General features: G+C 38.3%; 16 protein-coding genes and 1 riboswitch. Of the genes, 9 read left to right on the top strand and 7 right to left on the bottom strand.

From position 1 onward, the window contains the following. Nucleotides 1-3 precede the first annotated feature (3 nt). The 7 genes from Q4493_RS09385 (at nt 4) to Q4493_RS09355 (ending at nt 7,226) form a co-directional block, all read left to right on the top strand. Nucleotides 4-840 (top strand): enoyl-CoA hydratase/isomerase family protein, encoded by an 837-nt coding sequence (locus Q4493_RS09385; protein WP_303451879.1) that lies wholly within the window; start codon nt 4-6, stop codon nt 838-840. 43 nt (nt 841-883) lie between these two features. Beyond that, a complete protein-coding gene (locus Q4493_RS09380) occupies nt 884-2,899 on the top strand; it encodes an acetyl/propionyl/methylcrotonyl-CoA carboxylase subunit alpha (RefSeq protein ID WP_303451933.1) in 2,016 nt (671 codons plus the stop codon). After that, a complete protein-coding gene (locus tag Q4493_RS09375) occupies nt 2,896-3,798 on the top strand; it encodes a hydroxymethylglutaryl-CoA lyase (protein ID WP_303451877.1) in 903 nt (300 codons plus the stop codon). The genes Q4493_RS09380 and Q4493_RS09375 overlap by 4 nt, the downstream gene beginning before the upstream one ends. 32 nt (nt 3,799-3,830) lie before the next feature. Next, nucleotides 3,831-4,538 carry a CoA transferase subunit A gene (locus Q4493_RS09370; protein ID WP_303451875.1) on the top strand — a complete coding sequence of 236 codons (708 nt, stop codon included), beginning with the start codon at nt 3,831-3,833 and terminating at the stop codon, nt 4,536-4,538. Nucleotides 4,539-4,548: 10 nt separating this feature from the next. Beyond that, nucleotides 4,549-5,205: a 3-oxoacid CoA-transferase subunit B gene (locus Q4493_RS09365; RefSeq protein ID WP_303451873.1), complete on the top strand. Its 657-nt coding sequence runs from the start codon at nt 4,549-4,551 to the stop codon at nt 5,203-5,205. A gap of 129 nt (nt 5,206-5,334) precedes the next feature. Beyond that, nucleotides 5,335-5,428: riboswitch (cyclic di-GMP riboswitch) on the top strand. Between the two features lie 63 nt (nt 5,429-5,491). Next, nucleotides 5,492-5,851 (top strand): DUF3718 domain-containing protein, encoded by a 360-nt coding sequence (locus Q4493_RS09360; RefSeq protein ID WP_303451871.1) that lies wholly within the window; start codon nt 5,492-5,494, stop codon nt 5,849-5,851. Between the two features lie 223 nt (nt 5,852-6,074). Further along, nucleotides 6,075-7,226, top strand: a complete 1,152-nt coding sequence (locus Q4493_RS09355) for a patatin-like phospholipase family protein (RefSeq protein WP_303451869.1) — start codon at nt 6,075-6,077, stop codon at nt 7,224-7,226. A 58-nt stretch (nt 7,227-7,284) separates the two neighbouring features. Here the strand turns inward: Q4493_RS09355 and Q4493_RS09350 are convergent, their stop codons facing one another. Further along, entirely contained in the window at nt 7,285-9,252 is a 1,968-nt protein-coding gene (locus Q4493_RS09350; RefSeq protein ID WP_303451867.1) for a monovalent cation:proton antiporter family protein, read from the bottom strand. Nucleotides 9,253-9,502: 250 nt separating this feature from the next. Here Q4493_RS09350 and Q4493_RS09345 point away from each other — a divergent pair, with 250 nt between their 5' ends. After that, nucleotides 9,503-10,393 (top strand): GGDEF domain-containing protein, encoded by an 891-nt coding sequence (locus tag Q4493_RS09345; RefSeq protein WP_303451865.1) that lies wholly within the window; start codon nt 9,503-9,505, stop codon nt 10,391-10,393. Nucleotides 10,394-10,416: 23 nt separating this feature from the next. On the opposite strand, the gene Q4493_RS09340 is transcribed toward Q4493_RS09345, so the two are convergent. Next, nucleotides 10,417-11,085: a hypothetical protein gene (locus Q4493_RS09340; protein ID WP_303451863.1), complete on the bottom strand. Its 669-nt coding sequence runs from the start codon at nt 11,083-11,085 to the stop codon at nt 10,417-10,419. A 2-nt stretch (nt 11,086-11,087) separates the two neighbouring features. Next, the gene (locus Q4493_RS09335; RefSeq protein ID WP_303451861.1) at nt 11,088-12,395 is read right to left on the bottom strand and encodes a DEAD/DEAH box helicase; all 1,308 of its coding nucleotides are present in this window, start codon (nt 12,393-12,395) and stop codon (nt 11,088-11,090) included. A gap of 192 nt (nt 12,396-12,587) precedes the next feature. Between Q4493_RS09335 and Q4493_RS09330 the strand changes: the two genes are divergently transcribed. Continuing rightward, a complete protein-coding gene (locus Q4493_RS09330) occupies nt 12,588-12,788 on the top strand; it encodes a hypothetical protein (protein WP_303451859.1) in 201 nt (66 codons plus the stop codon). A 25-nt stretch (nt 12,789-12,813) separates the two neighbouring features. Here Q4493_RS09330 and Q4493_RS09325 read toward each other — a convergent pair whose 3' ends face one another. The 4 genes from Q4493_RS09325 to Q4493_RS09310 form a co-directional block, all read right to left on the bottom strand. Then, nucleotides 12,814-14,217 (bottom strand): sodium:alanine symporter family protein, encoded by a 1,404-nt coding sequence (locus Q4493_RS09325; RefSeq protein WP_303451857.1) that lies wholly within the window; start codon nt 14,215-14,217, stop codon nt 12,814-12,816. Between the two features lie 29 nt (nt 14,218-14,246). Next, nucleotides 14,247-15,122 (bottom strand): 1-acyl-sn-glycerol-3-phosphate acyltransferase, encoded by an 876-nt coding sequence (locus Q4493_RS09320; protein ID WP_303451855.1) that lies wholly within the window; start codon nt 15,120-15,122, stop codon nt 14,247-14,249. Between the two features lie 142 nt (nt 15,123-15,264). Next, nucleotides 15,265-16,668: a Re/Si-specific NAD(P)(+) transhydrogenase subunit beta gene (gene pntB / locus Q4493_RS09315; RefSeq protein WP_303451853.1), complete on the bottom strand. Its 1,404-nt coding sequence runs from the start codon at nt 16,666-16,668 to the stop codon at nt 15,265-15,267. A gap of 11 nt (nt 16,669-16,679) precedes the next feature. After that, the gene (locus Q4493_RS09310) at nt 16,680-18,215 is read right to left on the bottom strand and encodes a Re/Si-specific NAD(P)(+) transhydrogenase subunit alpha (protein WP_303451851.1); all 1,536 of its coding nucleotides are present in this window, start codon (nt 18,213-18,215) and stop codon (nt 16,680-16,682) included. Nucleotides 18,216-18,396 lie beyond the last annotated feature (181 nt).

Raw genomic sequence — 18,396 nt, 5'->3', positions numbered from 1 at the left:
AAGATGACTCAAATAGAAAATAATTTAATTATTGATAATAACAAGGTGCTTTTAACCATAGATCGTTATGGTGTAGCAACGGTTACCTTAAATAACCCTGAAAAGCACAATGCTTTTGATGATGGGGTTATCACTGCACTGACTAAAGTTTTCATGCATCTTAGTAAACGTGTTGATGTTCGTATTATGGTGTTAGCGTCAACAGGAAAAAGCTTTTCTGCAGGCGCTGATCTTAGCTGGATGAAACGCATGGCAAGTTATAGTTATGAAGAAAACTTAGCCGATGCCAATGCATTAGCCAACATGTTAAAAACCTTAAACTTTATGCCACAAACGACCATTGCACAAATACAAGGCGCGGCTTTTGGCGGTGCGGTTGGTTTAGCAAGTTGTTGTGATATCGTTATCGCAAGTAATAAAGCCAGCTTTTGTCTTAGTGAAGTAAAACTTGGTCTTATACCCGCAACTATCAGTCCTTATGTTGTCAACGCTATGGGTCAAAAAGCCAGTCGTCGTTATTTTCAAACAGCAGAGCGCTTTTTTGCTGATAAGGCCTTAAGCCTTGGATTAGTTGATGAAGTGGTTGAATTAAATGAATTACCCGCGGCCGTCGATAACATGATAAGCACGCTTTTAAGTAATAGCCCTGCAGCTGTCAGACAAGCAAAACAACTTGCATTAGATGTTGCATTCCAAGACATTGACGATGCATTACTCAATATCACCAGTGAGCGCATCGCATCAATTCGAGTTTCAAAAGAAGGTCAAGAAGGCTTAAGCGCATTCTTTGAAAAACGTGCGCCGAAATGGCAACAAGAGCCTTCAGAGCAAGGATCATAACATGTCGCAATCTCCTAATAATCTACCCACTAGGTCTGATAAAATGTTTACCAAAATTCTTATTGCTAATCGTGGCGAAATAGCTTGTCGTGTAATTAAAACCGCCCGTAAAATGGGGATATTAACGGTTGCCGTTTATTCTGATGCAGACAGTAATTCCCTTCATGTCAATATGGCTGATGAAGCTATTTACCTTGGCCCTTCGCCTTCAAGAGAAAGCTACTTAGTTGCTGAAAAAGTGATTGAAGCGGCGAAACGAACTGGCGCACAAGCGATCCATCCTGGTTATGGCTTTCTTTCTGAAAATGCTGACTTTTGTCGGATGTGTGAGCAAGAAAATATCAAATTTATTGGCCCTCCGGTTGCCGCAATTGAAGCTATGGGGTCTAAATCTGCCGCAAAAAATATTATGGAAAAAGCGCAAGTTCCACTTGTCCCTGGCTATCATGGTGAAGATCAAACAGAAGCGGTAATCAAAAAAGCTGCTGATGAAATGGGCTACCCTGTGCTATTAAAAGCAACCGCAGGTGGCGGTGGTAAAGGTATGCGACAAGTGTGGAGTGAAGCTGAATTTTCAGAAGGCTTCGCAGCCGCTAAACGTGAAGCTAAATCGTCATTTGGTGACGATACCATGTTAGTTGAAAAATACTTAACTCAACCTCGCCATGTTGAAATTCAAGTATTTTGTGATAACCATAATAACGCCGTGTACTTATTCGAACGAGACTGCTCTGTTCAACGTCGTCATCAAAAAGTCATTGAAGAAGCACCTGCGTTTGGCATGTCTGAAACACTTCGTCAAAAAATGGGTGAATCAGCGATCAAGTCAGCACAAGCAATAGGCTATCAAGGTGCTGGTACCGTTGAGTTTCTATTAGATGTTGATGGTTCATTTTACTTTATGGAAATGAATACTCGCCTACAAGTTGAGCACCCTGTAACTGAATTAATTACAGGTCAAGATTTAGTGGAATGGCAACTTCGGGTTGCAGCAGGAGAAGTTCTGCCAAAAACGCAACAAGAATTAGCCATTAATGGTCACGCTTTTGAAGCGCGTATTTATGCAGAAGATGCTAATAACGACTTCTTACCTGCAACCGGCAAACTTAACTTTTTACAACCGCCAGTTGAAAGTGACCATGTCCGTGTTGATACTGGTGTTAGACAAGGTGATGACGTCAGTGTTTTTTACGATCCTATGATCGCAAAATTAATAGTTTGGGATGAAAATAGAGAAAAGGCGCTACAACGTTTAACCAAAGCGCTTGCAGAATATCGTATTAGCGGTGTCACCACGAATATAGATTTTCTCTATAATTTAGCCACTTGTCCTGCATTTATTAATGAAGATATTGATACAGGTTTTATCGAAAAACATCAGAGCGATATTTTTCATAATAATGAGCAAACGCTTGCTGATGAATTACCCATTGCCGCGTTATATTTAGTCTTGTCGTTGGCAGAAAGAGCTAAAGCTAATGCGGCAGATACTTCTGATCCCTACTCGCCTTGGAATAGCACAAATGCATGGCGATTAAACGAGGCTCATATTCACCAGTTAACCTTGGCTCATAATGATATTGAGTATCCTGTCACTGTTGAACAAAAACGGCATGGCAGCGACAGCTATTATCTGATCACAGTCTCTAATAAAACCCTTGATTGCCAAGGGAGAATTTCAGGTGACACTTTATATGTCAGTATTGATGGGTATCGCAGCCATGCCACCATCGCTAGAAATGACAATGAAATCAGCTTATATCGCCAAAATGGAGCCTTTAACTTTACTTACATTGAACCAGAATGCGGCAATGATGAAACAACTAATAATCTAGGTGGCTTGCTTGCCCCTATGAATGGCACTATGGTCAGCGTGTTAGTAAAAACAGGTGATAAAGTTACAAAAGATCAACCATTAATGATAATGGAAGCGATGAAAATGGAACATACCATTAAAGCGCCAGAAGATGGCACAATTGACGCTTTATATTACGCACAAGGTGACATGGTTGATGGCGGCTGTGAATTATTAGCTTTTACGGCACAGGAAAAATCATGAATCAATTCCCTAAGCGCGTAAAAATTGTTGAAGTAGGCCCTAGAGATGGCTTACAAAATGAAAAACAATTAATCACCGCTCAAGACAAAATAACACTGATAAATAAACTCGCCGATGCAGGACTTAAAACCATCGAAAGTGGTAGTTTCGTGTCGCCCAAATGGGTGCCACAAATGGCAACGTCAACCGATGTTTTTAATGGTTTAACACGCCAACACGATGTTAGTTATGCCGCTTTAACTCCTAATTTAAAAGGCTTTGAAGCTGCCATTGCAGCCAATGCTGACGAAGTTGCCATATTTGGTGCTGCCTCTGAAGGATTTAGCCAGAAAAACATTAATTGCACCATCGCTGAGAGTTTAGCGCGATTTGAGCCGATTATGGCAGCAGCAAAAAACGCCAATATTCCGGTAAGAGGCTATGTTTCATGTGTTATTGCATGCCCTTATGATGGTGATATTGATCCTGAGCAAGTAGCTGAAGTTGCTGAAAAATTATTCAACATGGGCTGCTATGAAATTTCATTAGGTGACACCATTGGTGTTGGCACAGCGGCAAGTGTACAAAAGATGTTACAAGCAGTAACAGCCCGTATTCCGAGAGAAAAACTAGCCGTACACTTTCATGATACCTACGGGCAAGCGTTAACGAACATTTACACGGCTTTACAAAATGGCATTGCGATTATCGATAGCGCCATTGCTGGTTTAGGTGGTTGCCCTTATGCTAAAGGCGCTTCAGGCAACGTAGCCACAGAAGATGTCGTATATTTATTAAATGGGCTTGGAATCGAAACAGGTATAGATTTTAAAAAATTACTAACAGCAGGATGGTTTATTAGCGACGTGTTAGGCAAATCGCCAATTTCTAAAGTTTCTACGGCATATCGTGCGCAATAACCATCGAATAAAATTGAGTTAAGGAGTATATAGTGGCTGGATTTGACAAAGTAGTGTCAAGCTATGAAGAAGCAATGGCTGGTCTCGAAGATAATATGACGATTATTTCGGGCGGTTTTGGGCTTTGCGGCATTGCTGAGAACCTCATTACTGAGATCAAACGTAAAGGAACCAAAGGTTTAACCATGGTTTCTAATAATTGTGGCGTCGATGATTTTGGCTTAGGGGTATTATTACCAAACCGACAAATAAAAAAAATTATCGCCTCGTATGTAGGTGAAAACGCTGAGTTTGAACGCCAAATGATGAGTGGTGAGCTTGAAGTTGAACTTACACCTCAAGGCACCCTTGCTGAAAAAATGCGTGCAGGAGGCGCGGGGATCCCCGCTTTTTTCACCGCAACAGGCTATGGAACCCCTGTTGCAGAAGGAAAAGAAGAACGAGAATTTAACGGCAGACACTACATTCTTGAACAAGCAATTACCGGAGATTTTGCTATCGTCAAAGCGTGGAAAGCAGACCGTTATGGTAATTTGGTCTTTCGTAAAACAGCACGTAACTTTAACCCTTTAGCGGCAACCGCCGGAAAAATCACCGTTGTAGAAGTAGAAGAAATTGTTGAACCGGGCGAACTCGATCCTGATCAAATTCATACTCCAGGTATTTATGTAAATCGTGTTATTCAAGGCACATTCGAAAAACGTATTGAGCAACGAACCATTCGTTCTAGTGCTAAGTAAGGAGATAACAATGGCGTTAACAAGAGAACAATTAGCACAAAGAGTCGCTCAAGAATTACAAGATGGTTATTATGTTAATTTAGGTATAGGTATTCCAACCTTAGTGGCTAATTATGTACCAGAGGGTATAGAAGTTATGCTGCAATCTGAGAACGGTCTGCTTGGCATGGGTCAGTTTCCCACCGAAGAAGAAATTGACGCAGATTTAATTAACGCAGGTAAACAAACAGTCACCATGGCAACAGGCGCTTCAATCTTTGATTCTGCAGAGTCTTTTGCGATGATCCGCGGTGGCCATGTCGATTTAACCGTATTAGGTGCTTTTGAAGTGGATGTCAGTGGCAATATCGCCTCTTATATGATCCCTGGAAAACTTATCAAAGGTATGGGCGGTGCTATGGATTTAGTTGCCGGTGCAGATAATATTATTGTAACTATGACTCATGCTTCCAAGCATGGCGTTTCAAAATTATTACCGAGTTGTACATTACCGTTAACGGGTAAAGGCTGTATTAAAAAAGTGTTAACAGACCTTGCTTTTCTTGAAATAAAGGACGGTGCATTTCACTTATTAGAACGAGCGCCAGGTGTTTCAATAGATGAAATAAAACACTTAACTGCCGGAAAACTAGTAATTCCGGACGATGTTCCTGAAATGATTTTTTAACAAAAAATAGCCGTAACCCTTTGTTAATAATATAAATTAATTTTATTCATGGCGAATATCTCACATTAAAATGCGTAATATCTACACAGATGGTTGCAATTCTGTTTTATTTTGGTAATACTAAAAGTGACAAAGAAAAGGCAAGGTACGCGAAAACGTACTACGCAAAACCACCGGTCTAAGGGTTTATATATTATAAATCTATGACAGCGGAGTTACCATGTTATTAGGTACATCCCGTGGTTTTTTCTTTTACTAACTCAATTTACTTATTAAGGTTATTAAAATGAAAAAATTATTACTAGTTTCTACGATTACTGCTTTAACACTGACGTCTGTTGTATCAGCACCAAAAGCTGAAGCTGCTAACATAGCCCAGAGCTTATGTGAGTATGTTGCCGCCGATGACAAGAAACGCATGCGCTCATTTTTAAAGGCGAATAAATTAAAAATTCGCAGTATCTTCGATGGTATTCAATGTAATGGTAAAAACCTGTTGGTCTTTGCAGCTGATAGGGGTTCAGAAAAAACTGGCTCTTTGATGATTAACAAGCTGCCTAAGAAAGTTGTTTCAGCTAACTTGGCACTTTTGCAAAGCGGATCGCAACCATTAATAGACGCTGCTAACGAACGCGTTAGTAGTTAAATTATTTTTTAGTAGGCGTTATTTGTTCATGCAATAAAATGTTTTACTAGTCAATAATTCTATGTCGATTTAAAAAGCCAGCTTATGCTGGCTTTTTCTTTTCTTCAATTCAGCATATTTCAATAGTCTAGTCGTAATATTTCATTTATCAAATAAAACTTTTTCTGGTTTATCTTTATAAAGTCATTACAATAAATTCATTATGCTTAATGTAAAAAGCTAGATGTTAAAAAAATATAATATTAAACATAAACATAACGCGTTAATCTTAACGGGAGGGGGTGCAAGAGCCGCTTATCAAGTTGGCGTACTTTCAGCCATTAGTAAGTTTAGCCCTCGACATTATCCTGTTCCCTTCCCTATTATTTGTGGTACTTCTGCAGGTGCTATCAATGCCACGGGCATCGCCTGTTATGCATCATGCTTTCAATTAGGGGTAAAAAAACTGGAATGGGTTTGGAACAGTTTAAAAACAGATAGGATTTACCATAGCGACCCGTTTCGCGTAAGCAGTCATATCATCAGTGGTATTCTTGGAAGCTTTCAAGCAGATTATGCTAATAAATCAGCTCGCAGTTTACTAAATAATGCTCCTCTACGTACTTTGTTGAGCAATATTGTTGACTATAACAGAATTGATCAAAACATCTTAAAAGGAGATTTATCCGCGCTTTCTGTTACTGCATCTAGCTATTCTAATGGAAATTCAATTAGCTTTTATCAATCTCACGAGTCGATAAAGCCATGGTTTAGAGCTAAACGTAGTGGTATTCCCACACAAATTAATTCTGATCATTTATTAGCTTCAGCGGCAATACCATTAATTTTTCCGTCCGTTAAAATTAAAAGAAACCATTTTGGTGATGGCTCAATTCATCAATTATCGCCATTAAGTCCTGCTATTCATCTTGGCGGTAAAAAATTATTTATTGTCGGTGTTGAACAACCTAAAGAAACACTTCATATCAATGAAAACAACCCGCACCCTCCTACCACGGCGACCATAGCAGGTCATTTACTCGACGGAATATTTTCTGATACTTTGCAAAGTGATTTAGAACGCATGCACAGGGTAAATAAAACGTTATCTTTGATCACCGATGAAAATAAAATAAACAATGATGGCTTAAAAAACATTGAATCACTTGTATTAAACCCAAGCCATAATTTTAATTCAATGGCGGTAGAGTATTACCATGAGCTCCCCTACACCATTCGTTTATTGTTGCGTAGTATAGGTATCACAAATGATCAGGAGTCGAGTATTCTAAGTTATTTATTATTTGATAAAGCCTATTGTAAACAATTAATAAAACTTGGCTTTGAAGATGCCTTAGAGAAAGAATCAACCATTCGACAGTTTTTAAATATATAAATTTATTACTCACATATTTTCACATTACAAAGCAGCATGGCGATATTTAACAGACATATTATCGCCCTTCTTGCATATAACGCTCAAATCGTTCTACACGACGTGGTTTACCTCGAACCACTAAAGTATCTTGCACTTTAAGAATAACGTTATCATCTGGCTCTTCAGTCTCTACACCGCCACTTCGCAAGGCCACCACCACAACTCGTCTTGATTCAAGGTTTAATGATTTCAACGAATGACCTACCGCAAAAGAATCATCCGTCAGTAAAATTGCATGCGCAAATTCAATTCTATCAATAGCATCAGGGCTCATATCAGTATGCTCACCTTGGAAAAAACCATGAAGATGATTGTAGTGATTTTTCCGCTCTTTTTGCACACGACGCATAATGCGTGAAAAAGGTACGCCAGTTAAAGACAATACTTGAGAAACCAGCATTAAGCTCCCTTCTAAGCTTTCTGGAACTACTTGGTTCGCACCAGCTTCCTGTAAGGCATCGAGTTGGTCATCATTACGTGTACGAACTAAAATAGGCACATCTGGTGACATAGAACGCACTTTTTGAATAACGTCAATAGATTGTTTATCTTGACCAAAAGCTATAACCACTAACTTCGCCGTGGATAAATGAGCAGCCTCTAGTAATTCGTTTTGTCTTGATGAGCCAAACAATACATTTTCGCCGGCTTCTCTTGCTTTAGTTGTTCTTAACGGGTCTATATCAATGGCAACAAAATCAATCCCTTCTTGTTTTAAAAACCGGCTTACTGTTTGACCTATCCGGCCAAAGCCACAAATAATGACATGATCTTTTAATTCATTGTTATTCGGCAAAGTTGACAACTCTTGAGTATCCTCAGGTTGCTCATTGCTTAACCATAAGCCCATTTGTCGAGCATGATCTATCATGTAAGGGGTTATCGCCATACTGATAACCCCTACACCAAGTAATAACGAGGCAATATCAGGCGGTAGTATATTTACTTGAGTAGCTAATGCAATTAACACAAATCCAAACTCGCCCATTTGCGCTAGCATAATTGCCGATGCCCATGCATCCTTCGCTTGTTCTCCTGCTTTGATTGCTAAAGACTTTATTACTAAAATTTTCACGATCATAAAGCCAATCAACAAACTCACCATTATAAAAGGTGACTCAAACAGAACGGCTGAATTAAGCTTCATCCCAACGGTTACAAAAAACAAACCCAATAAAATGTCGCGATATGGCCTTATATCAGCTTCAAGTTGATGTTTATATTGGCTTTCACCTAACATCATTCCGGCTAAAAAGGCACCTAACGCCATAGATAAACCAAACCATTGTGTTAATGCCGAGGCAACTAAAGTAACAAGTAAGGTGGTTAAAACAAACAACTCATCTGTTCTCACTTGAGCGACTAAATTAAATAACCGAGGCAGTACCCATTTCCCCACAGAGAGTAAAATACCAACAACAAAAATACCTTTAACTAACGCAAACAGTAAGGCATAAATCATTGAGGTATCTGAGTCTTGTGCAAACATCGGAATAATAATTAATAACGGGACTACGGCAACATCTTGGAATAACAAAACTGCAACAGCGATCTGTCCAGACTTTCTTTTCATTGCACCAGATTCACTTAATTGCCTGATCACAATAGCGGTTGAAGAAAGTGCTAATATTCCCCCTATCACGAGTGAACTTGCAAAACTTTGTCCTAAAAGTAATGAAATAATTAAAAAGACTACTAAAGATATGCCAACTTGCAAGCTGCCAACAGCAACCACCAAATGGCGCATTGCCATTAATTTGGGTAATGAAAATTCTAAACCTAAAGTGAATAATAAGAAGACGATGCCGAGTTCAGCAAAATGCTCATAATCAACATGCTCATGAGCTAAAGCAAACCCATGCTCACCAACAAGCATGCCTGCGACTAAGTAAGCTAGAATTGCAGGTAAATGTAATCGTCTAAACAACCACACAATAAGAACAGCACTAGTAAGGATCGCTAATATTTCGAGATGGCTAGACACAAAACCTCTATTTAAAAATAAATTAACATGATATTAATCACTTAAGTATATCTGATAATTTAAAAATTATTCTCAAAAATAGTTAAAGTGGCAAAAATTTGCCGACATCTTTTTGACAAAAGGATTAACGTATTAATTAAGGCAACATTTTATCGTCATTACAAACACAATTTATTGATATAAATAACAAAAATATTAGAGGCATAATTTTTGCTTTTATTCACTGCAATAGCGTTATAAAGGTGAATATATGCAAACTCTAAATTTAGTAGAAAACTCAAATGTAGACTTTAATGCATTTAAATTATTTGATACTCGTGATCATGAAGATAATTATCGTAAACTTGCATTAACCGAACAATTACAAACAACTTTAGATTTAAAGTCACTACTTAATATATTTGCAATGGAAGTATCAAAGTATGTAAATTTTTCTGGTTTATACTTTAAACAAGAAAGTATCTCAGCTTCAGCAAGAGGAAGCAAACCAGGTAAAAAAGAGCGTTTATTTGAATTAAAAATTAATAAAGAATACATAGGCACGCTAACCTATACGCTTAATTCACCGATAAGCCTAGCTAATAAAAAAATCTTACAAGGTCTTCATCAATTATTGATCCACCCAATTAATAACGCGATAAAATACCAAAAAGCGATAAAGTTAGCGATGCAAGATGGTTTGACGGGGTTAGGTAATCGTCGATATTTTGATGAACAACTTAAACGAGCGATGCATCATGCCAATAGACAACGTACAAAAGTTGGATTAATGGTATGTGACTTAAATAAATTTAAATTGATTAATGATACTTATGGCCATCATATTGGTGATGAAATATTAGTTAACTTTGCGAAGACATTAGTCAGCTCAGTTCGCGATTCAGATAGTATTTTTAGATTTGGCGGTGACGAATTTGTCATTATTGTTGAAGATGCTAGCGAACAATCATTATTAATTATTGAAGAAAGAATTAACTATGGTTTAACCATCAATAGTTTATTAGCTAAATATCAGGTTGCTTGTGCATTAGGTTATACCTTTATGAATAGAGCTGATGATCCAACTAGCTTTTTTGAACGTGCCGATAATATGTTGTACCGTCAAAAGATCGCATCTCATAAAGCATTGAGTATCATTTAAGCAATAAAAGCCAAGATATGTATTTACTCATCGAGTAAATTGTTTAATGCCGCTTTTCTTTCGTTAGGCGTAGTCCCAACTAATAAGCGGCAAAATCTCACCGCATAGGCGAACCTTTCTTGACCAACGGCGACCAGAACTTCTTTAAAATAATCTACTGGTAGAAAGAATGTTTGTGCGTAATGGTTTATCGCATCTTCAATAGAGGGATATTCAACATTATCAAAATTGAATGTTTTATCTTCACTCCATTTTAATTCCTCGATATTGATACCATTAACGATTAGAGGCCAACCTTGAAAGTTAACGCGTTTTTTCGCAACTTCATACATAAACCAAGCGCTCCGTTGAAAACCTGCAAAATTACCGCTTTCAAATTCACTATTTGCCAATTCTTCTTGAGTCCAATTAATACCAATAGCGAGATCCTTTTGATATTGCTTGATCAAAAAACTTTTTACTTCTTTAAAAACTGACCAAATAGCGTTTGCTCGACTTTTATTAGCCGGCACATAACATTCTTGGCAACAATTCAAGCTTAATGCTGGATGCGGGCAATTTAGCACATGATTTTCTGCTTGAGGAAAATGATAAACCTTTGCTGCGGGCTCTGCACAGAACCAGCAGCAATGTCGAAAACTAAAAGGGCTTTCAATGAATGAATAACCGTTTTTCGGCAGTTCATTAAGCATAGTTATTTACGCTTTTTTTTCGACACTTTAAGCTTTTTACCTTTTTTAGCCTTGCCTTTTAACACTTTTAATGCTGATTTTTCACGTTTACGCGCGACTTCTTGATTTTTTTCTTGCGTTGCTTGGTATCGATTTTTCTTCACAAGCGGCTCTTCAGCATCGTTATATTGTTGAGGTAATGGCCTGTTTAATTCATAGCCAGGTACAACTATACGTTCAAATTTTCTTTCAATAAGCGCTTCAATATTCTCAAGAAAACGTTCATCTTTTGGGCTGACCAATGAAATTGCTGTACCAGATTTCCCTGCACGACCAGTACGACCGATTCTATGAACATAGTCTTCGGCTAAAAAGGGTAAATGAAAGTTCACAACATAAGGCAAGTCTGCAATATCTAAACCGCGTGCGGCTACATCCGTCGCCACAAGTACTCGCACTGTCCCATCAATAAATTGCTCAAGGGCTTTGTTCCTAGCGCCTTGCGTTTTATCACCATGACACAACGCCGCTTTAATTCCATCGAGTTTTAATTCTTTTGCTAAAATATTAGCACTTTCGCGTGTCCCAGCAAAAACAAGTACTTGTTGCCAGTTATTAACACCAATTAGCTCAGATAATAATTCCCTTTTCCGTTGTTCACTTACCCAGTAAACAGACTGCTTAACTTTACCTGAAGTAGTATTTTGTTTGGCAACTTCGATGTTTTTTGGTGTATTAAGAATTTGATTCGCCAAACTTTTTACTTTATTAGAAAAAGTAGCTGAGAACATTAACGTTTGATGCTTGCTTTTAATCAAAGGCAAAATGCGTTCAATTTCCGTTAAAAACCCCATATCTAACATGCGATCAGCTTCATCAAACACTAAAAAATTTAATTGTGATACATCAATATGACGTAATGCTAAATGCTCTAAAAGCCTACCGGGTGTCGCAACTAAAATATCTAAACCTGATTTTAATAATGTCGTTTGGGCGGGCATGTTAACACCGCCAAAGATCACTCCAGACTTTATCGACATAAACTGGCTATAAGTCGCAATATTTTCAGCAACTTGTGATGCTAACTCTCGAGTTGGAGTTAAAATTAAAGCTTGCAGATTTCCTGTCGATTTATTTTTAGCAATGGCATCTAAAATTGGCAAGGTGAACGCAGCCGTTTTACCGGTTCCCGTTTGCGCACTTGCAAGCAAGTCTGAGCCTGAACGAATCACAGGAATTGCCCGTTGTTGTATTGGCGTTAAATTTTTATAGCCACACGCCTTTACCGCTTTTAATAAGTCGGCCGACAAACCAATTGCATCTACACTCACACTATCACCTAAAGTCACTCACACAGAAATTGCTGCGGATTATAACAGTCTTGTCGCGAATAAACATAAATCGCTTCCTTATTATTTACACATTTCTTTCCTATTGTTTGAACATTCTTTACATACACTTAGCTTGAATGAATCGAAAGACTATCTTGTTTTACTTTGAGAAATAAAAAGGAAAAGCTAAATATGAGATTAAAACAATTAACTTTAAGCTTTATTCGTTTGAAGATGCAAAGTTGGAAGCAAAAAAGCTGGCATCAGCAACCAGCTTTCGCATTTAATAAAGATCATTTATCTTTCATCGTAAAAGCAAAGTTAAAGATAACGTCTCCCCCATTGACCGTAGAAATTATTACCCTTAACGGATTACCTAATCAAGAAAGATAATTTTAAAAGCGTCAAAACACTTACACTATTTTTGCCAGATCCCTTTCGTTAAATGGTATCTACTATGTTCTTCTTCATCTGGCATATATTCAGGTAACTGACCTGTAGAGCTTTGTTGATGATAATTTTTAGCCACACTGACAATCACTTTCGTTAATAAAAATAATGCACATACATTTAAAACTGTCATTAAGCCGGTAGATAAATCCGCTAACGCAATCACTTCAGGTAAACTGGCCACAGAGCCAAAGACGAGCATAGCCAAGAAGCCAATACGTAAAAACCAATGCCCTATTTTATTATCTAATTTTAGGTATTTTAAGTTATTTTCAGCATAGGCAAAGTTGGCGACAATAGAAGTAAAAGCAAATAGCATAATAGCAATCGTGATAAAGTCACTACCCCATTCGCCCACTTGAAACACTAACGCTTGCTGTGTTAATTGAATACCTTGTATTTCGCCTGATGCACCGTCAAACAATAAAATCAAAAAAGCAGTACATGAACAAATGACAATGGTGTCAAAAAACACCGCCAACATTTGAATATACCCTTGAGAAACTGGATGTGGCGGATGTGGAATTGCAGCTGCAGCAACATTTGGTGCGCTTCCCATTCCCGCTTCATTTGAATACAAACCTCGTTTAACCCCTTGCACTATCGCCGCGCCCACTAAACCACTGCCGGCTTCTTTTAACCCGAATGCAGAGGCGAAGATATCAGCAATAATTGCCGGAATAGCATGAATATTTAACCCTATGACCACCAAACAGACGCAGATATAGGCAACCCCCATCAAAGGAACCGTTAATTCTGCGAATCGAGCAATATTTTTTAAACCACCAAAGATTATCAAGGCAGCAGCAATAGTAATAATCATGCCGGTAGTCAGTGGCGCTATACCATAAGAGCCGTAGAAAGCATCTGTGATCGAATTAGCTTGCACTGAACTAAAAACAAAGCCATAACCGAAAAATAAACATAATGAAAAGCCAATGGCGAGTTTTTTATTTTGTAGACCTTTACTCATGTAATAAGCAGGACCACCTCGAAAATTACCTAAACTGTCTTTTTCTTTATATAATTGACCTAACGTGCTTTCGGCAAACGCTGTTGCCATACCAACGAAGGCGATAAGCCACATCCAAAAAACAGCACCTGCGCCTCCCAACGAAATAGCAACCGCAACGCCCATTAAATTACCGGTGCCAACTCTTGCTGCTAGCGATGTACATAATGCTTGAAAAGATGAAATACCATGAACATTTGCTTTGCGACTTGATTTAAGCAAAACAAACATATGTGAAAACTTGGTCAGCTGGATCCCTTTCAACCGAACCGTAAACCAAATCCCACAGCCAGTCAGAAGATAAATAAGCACACTTCCCCACAGGTACCCATTTATGGTACCAACCCATTGCTCAATCAATTGAATCTCCTAACAATTTTTTATTTATTCTATGCTAATGAAGGGTATAAATGAAGTAAACAACCTTTTCCTAAGAAAGTTAATTGATAACTGGCTAGGTTATGCTCTTGATCTGCTAAGGTTTCTTCCACGATGCCTTTATCAACGAGAAATTCTAAAACAGAAGTCGCAAGTTCTTGGCGTTTTATTTTAGTTGAAATTTCAACACAAGTGGCGAAACCTTTAAATGAATAAAGTGCCTTCATCACTAAAGCTTCTGTATCAGTAATTTGAGGGAGTGCACCTTCATAAGCAGGGAACTGCTTTTCAATAAATTTACCTGCAACACGTTTATAAGATGCTTGAATAGCTTGAATATCCTCTTCTTTATTACCAGTAATTTGATAAGAATGAAAAATACCCGCCTCTTTTATACGGTAATCAACCTTAGCGAGGAAAATAGGGATTTTGCAACTTTGCGCCACATGATAAAAACCAGTTTTCCATTTCTGCGCTTTTCCGCGAGTGCCTTCTGGGGTAAATAAAAAAAACACTTTACTGTCTTTTTGTCGTACAACAAATTGATTAATAAGCTCAACTTGCCCCTTTCCTTTTGAGGAACGATCTATCGGCATAGCGCCTAACCACATCATAAAATTACCGATAACCGGGAGTCGACACCAACTGTCTTTTATCGAAAAATAGATCTTAGTATCTTGTAAAATAGCAGCTCCTAACGCATAGATAAAATCCCAATTAGAAGTATGTGGAGCTGCAATGGCAACACCTGCTCCATGGCTAGATGTTTCAGTAATTCGCCAACCGGCTACTTTAAACCACAAGGAGAATATCGATTTCAAAAAATATTTGCTAAAAACGCCATCAAATATCGTTTTCTCACGAATAGTTAATACTTTTTTACTCATAAAATTTTCACTTCAATCAGACTTGGAACTCGAGGTATGACAAGATTAGAAGCGTTAAATATAGCACATTAAGCCAAATTAAAGGTATAAAAAAAGCCATAACATCCGTTATGGCTTGTAACTTTAAGTAACTATCAAAAAGCTATAATGCTTTGGAAATCTTCTCTACAGATTCTTTAGCATCACCAAATAACATTTGACTATTATCTTTAAAGAACAAGGGATTTTGCACTCCCGCATAACCTGTGCTCATAGAACGTTTAAAGACAATCACTTTTTTGGCGTGCCATACTTCTAACACCGGCATTCCAGCAATTGGGCTACTTGGGTCTTCACTAGCCGCAGGGTTTACCGTATCGTTGGCACCAATAACCAAAACAACGTCAGTATTTGCAAAGTCGTCATTAATTTCATCCATACCTAGCACAATGTCATATGGTACTTTTGCTTCCGCTAGTAAGACATTCATATGCCCTGGTAATCTTCCGGCAACAGGATGAATACCAAAACGTACGTCAATTCCTTTACTGATTAACTTTTGTGTTAACTCATATACTGGGTATTGAGCTTGCGCAACTGCCATACCATAACCTGGCGTGATAATAACGGATTTTGCTTGCGACAACATATCAGCTACGTCTTCAGCTTGCGCTTCACTATGTTCGCCATAATCTTTATCATTATCAACAACAACGTCAGTGCCAAAGCCACCCGCAATGACGCTAATAAATGAGCGGTTCATCGCCTTACACATAATATACGATAAAATTGCGCCAGAAGAGCCAACAAGTGCCCCAGTAACTATCAATAAATCATTACTTAACATAAATCCTGCGGCAGCGGCTGCCCAACCTGAATAAGAATTAAGCATAGAGACGACCACAGGCATATCAGCGCCGCCAATGGAAGCAACAAGGTGCCAACCAAATACTAGGGCAATAGCAGTCATAAGGTATAACGCAGAATTACCACCACCGTTTTGTACAAAAATGACCATTAAAATAAATGACACCACGCCAGCAGCTAAATTTAATTTATGACGATGAGGTAACATTAACGCAGCAGAATTTATCACACCACGTAACTTAGCAAAGGCAACAACAGAGCCAGTAAAAGTTACAGCACCAATAAACACACCTAAAAACACCTCAACTAAATGGATGTTCACTGCCATTTGTTGTTCTTCAGTCAACGTAAAATGTTCACTATGTCCCATACCAAAATAACTATTAAAACCAACTAAAACCGCCGCTAAACCAACAAAACTATGTAAAATTGCAACAAGTTCAGGCATTTCTGTCATTTCAACTTTTTTAGCAAATCTTAAACCAATAAAACTACCAATGGCCATAGCACCAATTATAATCGCGACATTACTGACACGCGGATCAGCAATGGTTGCAATTAAAGCGATAAACATACCGACAATCCCGTACCAATTGCCCGTTTCAGCGCTTTCTTGCTTACTTAAACCCGCTAAACTGAAGATAAATAATAACGCCGCAATGATATAAGCAGCACTGATCAAACCTTGAGATAATTCCATGATCTTGCTCCTTATTTTCTAAACATTTTTAACATACGTTTGGTCACCACAAAGCCACCTACTATATTTATTGTGGCAATTAATACCGCAATCCCCGCTAACACCTGAATTACCGTATTATCTTGGCCAACTTGCAATAAGGCTCCAACAATAATGATACCCGAAATAGCATTAGTAACACTCATTAACGGGGTATGAAGAGAATGACTAACATTCCAAACCACGTGATAACCAATAACACAAGCTAAGACAAAAACCGTAAAGTGAGAAAGAAAATCAGCCGGTGCCACACTGGCTATCCAAGCAAATAAAAATCCCGCTGCGGCCATCCACCAATGCTTTTTACTCGAAGATTTTTCTTCTTTTACTTCAGCTTTTACACGTTCAGTTTTAGTCGATTTGACCAGTTGTGGGGCAGCACTTACTTGAATCGGCGGTGGTGGAAAAGTAATTTCGCCTTGATGAACGACGGTCATGTTTCGAATCACCTGATCGTCAAAATCTATGTGAATCTTGCCATCACTTTCTTTAGTTAACAGCTTCATTAAATTCACTAAATTATTCGCATACAATTGAGAAGCTTGATTAGGCAAACGCGAAACAAGGTCGGTATAACCAATAATTTTAACCCCAGCAACATCGGTAATTTTACCGGCCACAGTTAACTCACAGTTTCCGCCACCACCTGCAGCTAAATCAACAATAACGCTCCCCGTTTTCATCGATTTAACCATTTCTTCTGTAATAAGCTTAGGTGCCGGTTTACCCGGGATCATGGCAGTTGTAATAATAATATCAACGTCTTTTGCTTGCTCAGCAAACAACGCCATTTCAGCATCAATAAAGGCTTTACTCATTTCCTTGGCATAGCCATCGCCTGAGCCTGTATCTTCTTCTTCGTAATCAAGCGCTAAAAACTCTGCTCCCATACTTTCAATTTGCTCTTGAACTTCAGGTCGCGTATCAAAGGCTCGCACAATAGCACCTAAGCTTCCTGCTGTTCCTATGGCTGCTAATCCCGCAACCCCCGCGCCGATAATCATCACTTTAGCCGGAGGTAAATTACCTGCCGCAGTAATTTGTCCTGTTAAAAAACGTCCAAATGCATTTGTCGCTTCAATGACGGCTCGATATCCAGCAATGTTTGCCATAGAACTTAAAGCATCTAAAGACTGAGAACGAGTCATTCGGGGGACCATTTCCATGGCAAGAGTATTAATAGATTTTTCTTTTAATAAAGATAATAATTCAGGGCTTTGCGCTGGCGCTATAAAACTCACTAAAGTGGCGCCATCCACTAATTGAGCCGCTTCATCTAAAGTCGGTGCATTTACTTTAAAAATAATGCTGTTTTCCCAACATTTTTTCTTGGTTACTATCTCTGCCCCCGCATCAATAAACTCTTGATCTGTGAAGCTAGCTTTCACACCAGCTCCTTTTTGTACATGGACACTAAACCCTAGTTTGATAAGCGCCTTAACGGCATTAGGAGAACTAGCAACACGGTTTTCACCGCGCAGAGATTCTTTAGGAATTCCTATATTCATAAACCACCTTTTGATTGTGCGTTTTTATAATTTTATTATTATTCGTACAATGTTTTACCACTAACAGCACAATAATTAAACACAAAAATCCCTTAAAAATGTAGACTTTAAGTTATAAGTTAGAAGATATTCGTGTGATAAATTTTGTTAGTTTAAGAGAGGTTATGTCGTAGAAGTGTGA

Origin of the sequence: Colwellia sp. 1_MG-2023, assembly GCF_030546755.1 — a bacterium.
GTDB lineage: Bacteria > Pseudomonadota > Gammaproteobacteria > Enterobacterales > Alteromonadaceae > Thalassotalea_H.
This window is presented reverse-complemented; position numbering and strand designations above follow the sequence as displayed.

What these genes read in the sequence shown, in the direction of transcription:
- Q4493_RS09385 (WP_303451879.1), top strand. Translation starts at nt 4, where the DNA reads ATGACTCAAATAGAAAATAATTTAATTATTGATAATAACAAGGTGCTT.
- Q4493_RS09375 (WP_303451877.1), top strand. Translation starts at nt 2,896, where the DNA reads ATGAATCAATTCCCTAAGCGCGTAAAAATTGTTGAAGTAGGCCCTAGA.
- Q4493_RS09345 (WP_303451865.1), top strand. Translation starts at nt 9,503, where the DNA reads ATGCAAACTCTAAATTTAGTAGAAAACTCAAATGTAGACTTTAATGCA.
- Q4493_RS09360 (WP_303451871.1), top strand. Translation starts at nt 5,492, where the DNA reads ATGAAAAAATTATTACTAGTTTCTACGATTACTGCTTTAACACTGACG.
- Q4493_RS09355 (WP_303451869.1), top strand. Translation starts at nt 6,075, where the DNA reads ATGTTAAAAAAATATAATATTAAACATAAACATAACGCGTTAATCTTA.
- Q4493_RS09340 (WP_303451863.1), bottom strand. Translation starts at nt 11,085, where the DNA reads ATGCTTAATGAACTGCCGAAAAACGGTTATTCATTCATTGAAAGCCCT.
- Q4493_RS09365 (WP_303451873.1), top strand. Translation starts at nt 4,549, where the DNA reads ATGGCGTTAACAAGAGAACAATTAGCACAAAGAGTCGCTCAAGAATTA.
- Q4493_RS09380 (WP_303451933.1), top strand. Translation starts at nt 884, where the DNA reads ATGTTTACCAAAATTCTTATTGCTAATCGTGGCGAAATAGCTTGTCGT.
- Q4493_RS09320 (WP_303451855.1), bottom strand. Translation starts at nt 15,122, where the DNA reads ATGAGTAAAAAAGTATTAACTATTCGTGAGAAAACGATATTTGATGGC.
- Q4493_RS09310 (WP_303451851.1), bottom strand. Translation starts at nt 18,215, where the DNA reads ATGAATATAGGAATTCCTAAAGAATCTCTGCGCGGTGAAAACCGTGTT.
- pntB (WP_303451853.1), bottom strand. Translation starts at nt 16,668, where the DNA reads ATGGAATTATCTCAAGGTTTGATCAGTGCTGCTTATATCATTGCGGCG.
- Q4493_RS09330 (WP_303451859.1), top strand. Translation starts at nt 12,588, where the DNA reads ATGAGATTAAAACAATTAACTTTAAGCTTTATTCGTTTGAAGATGCAA.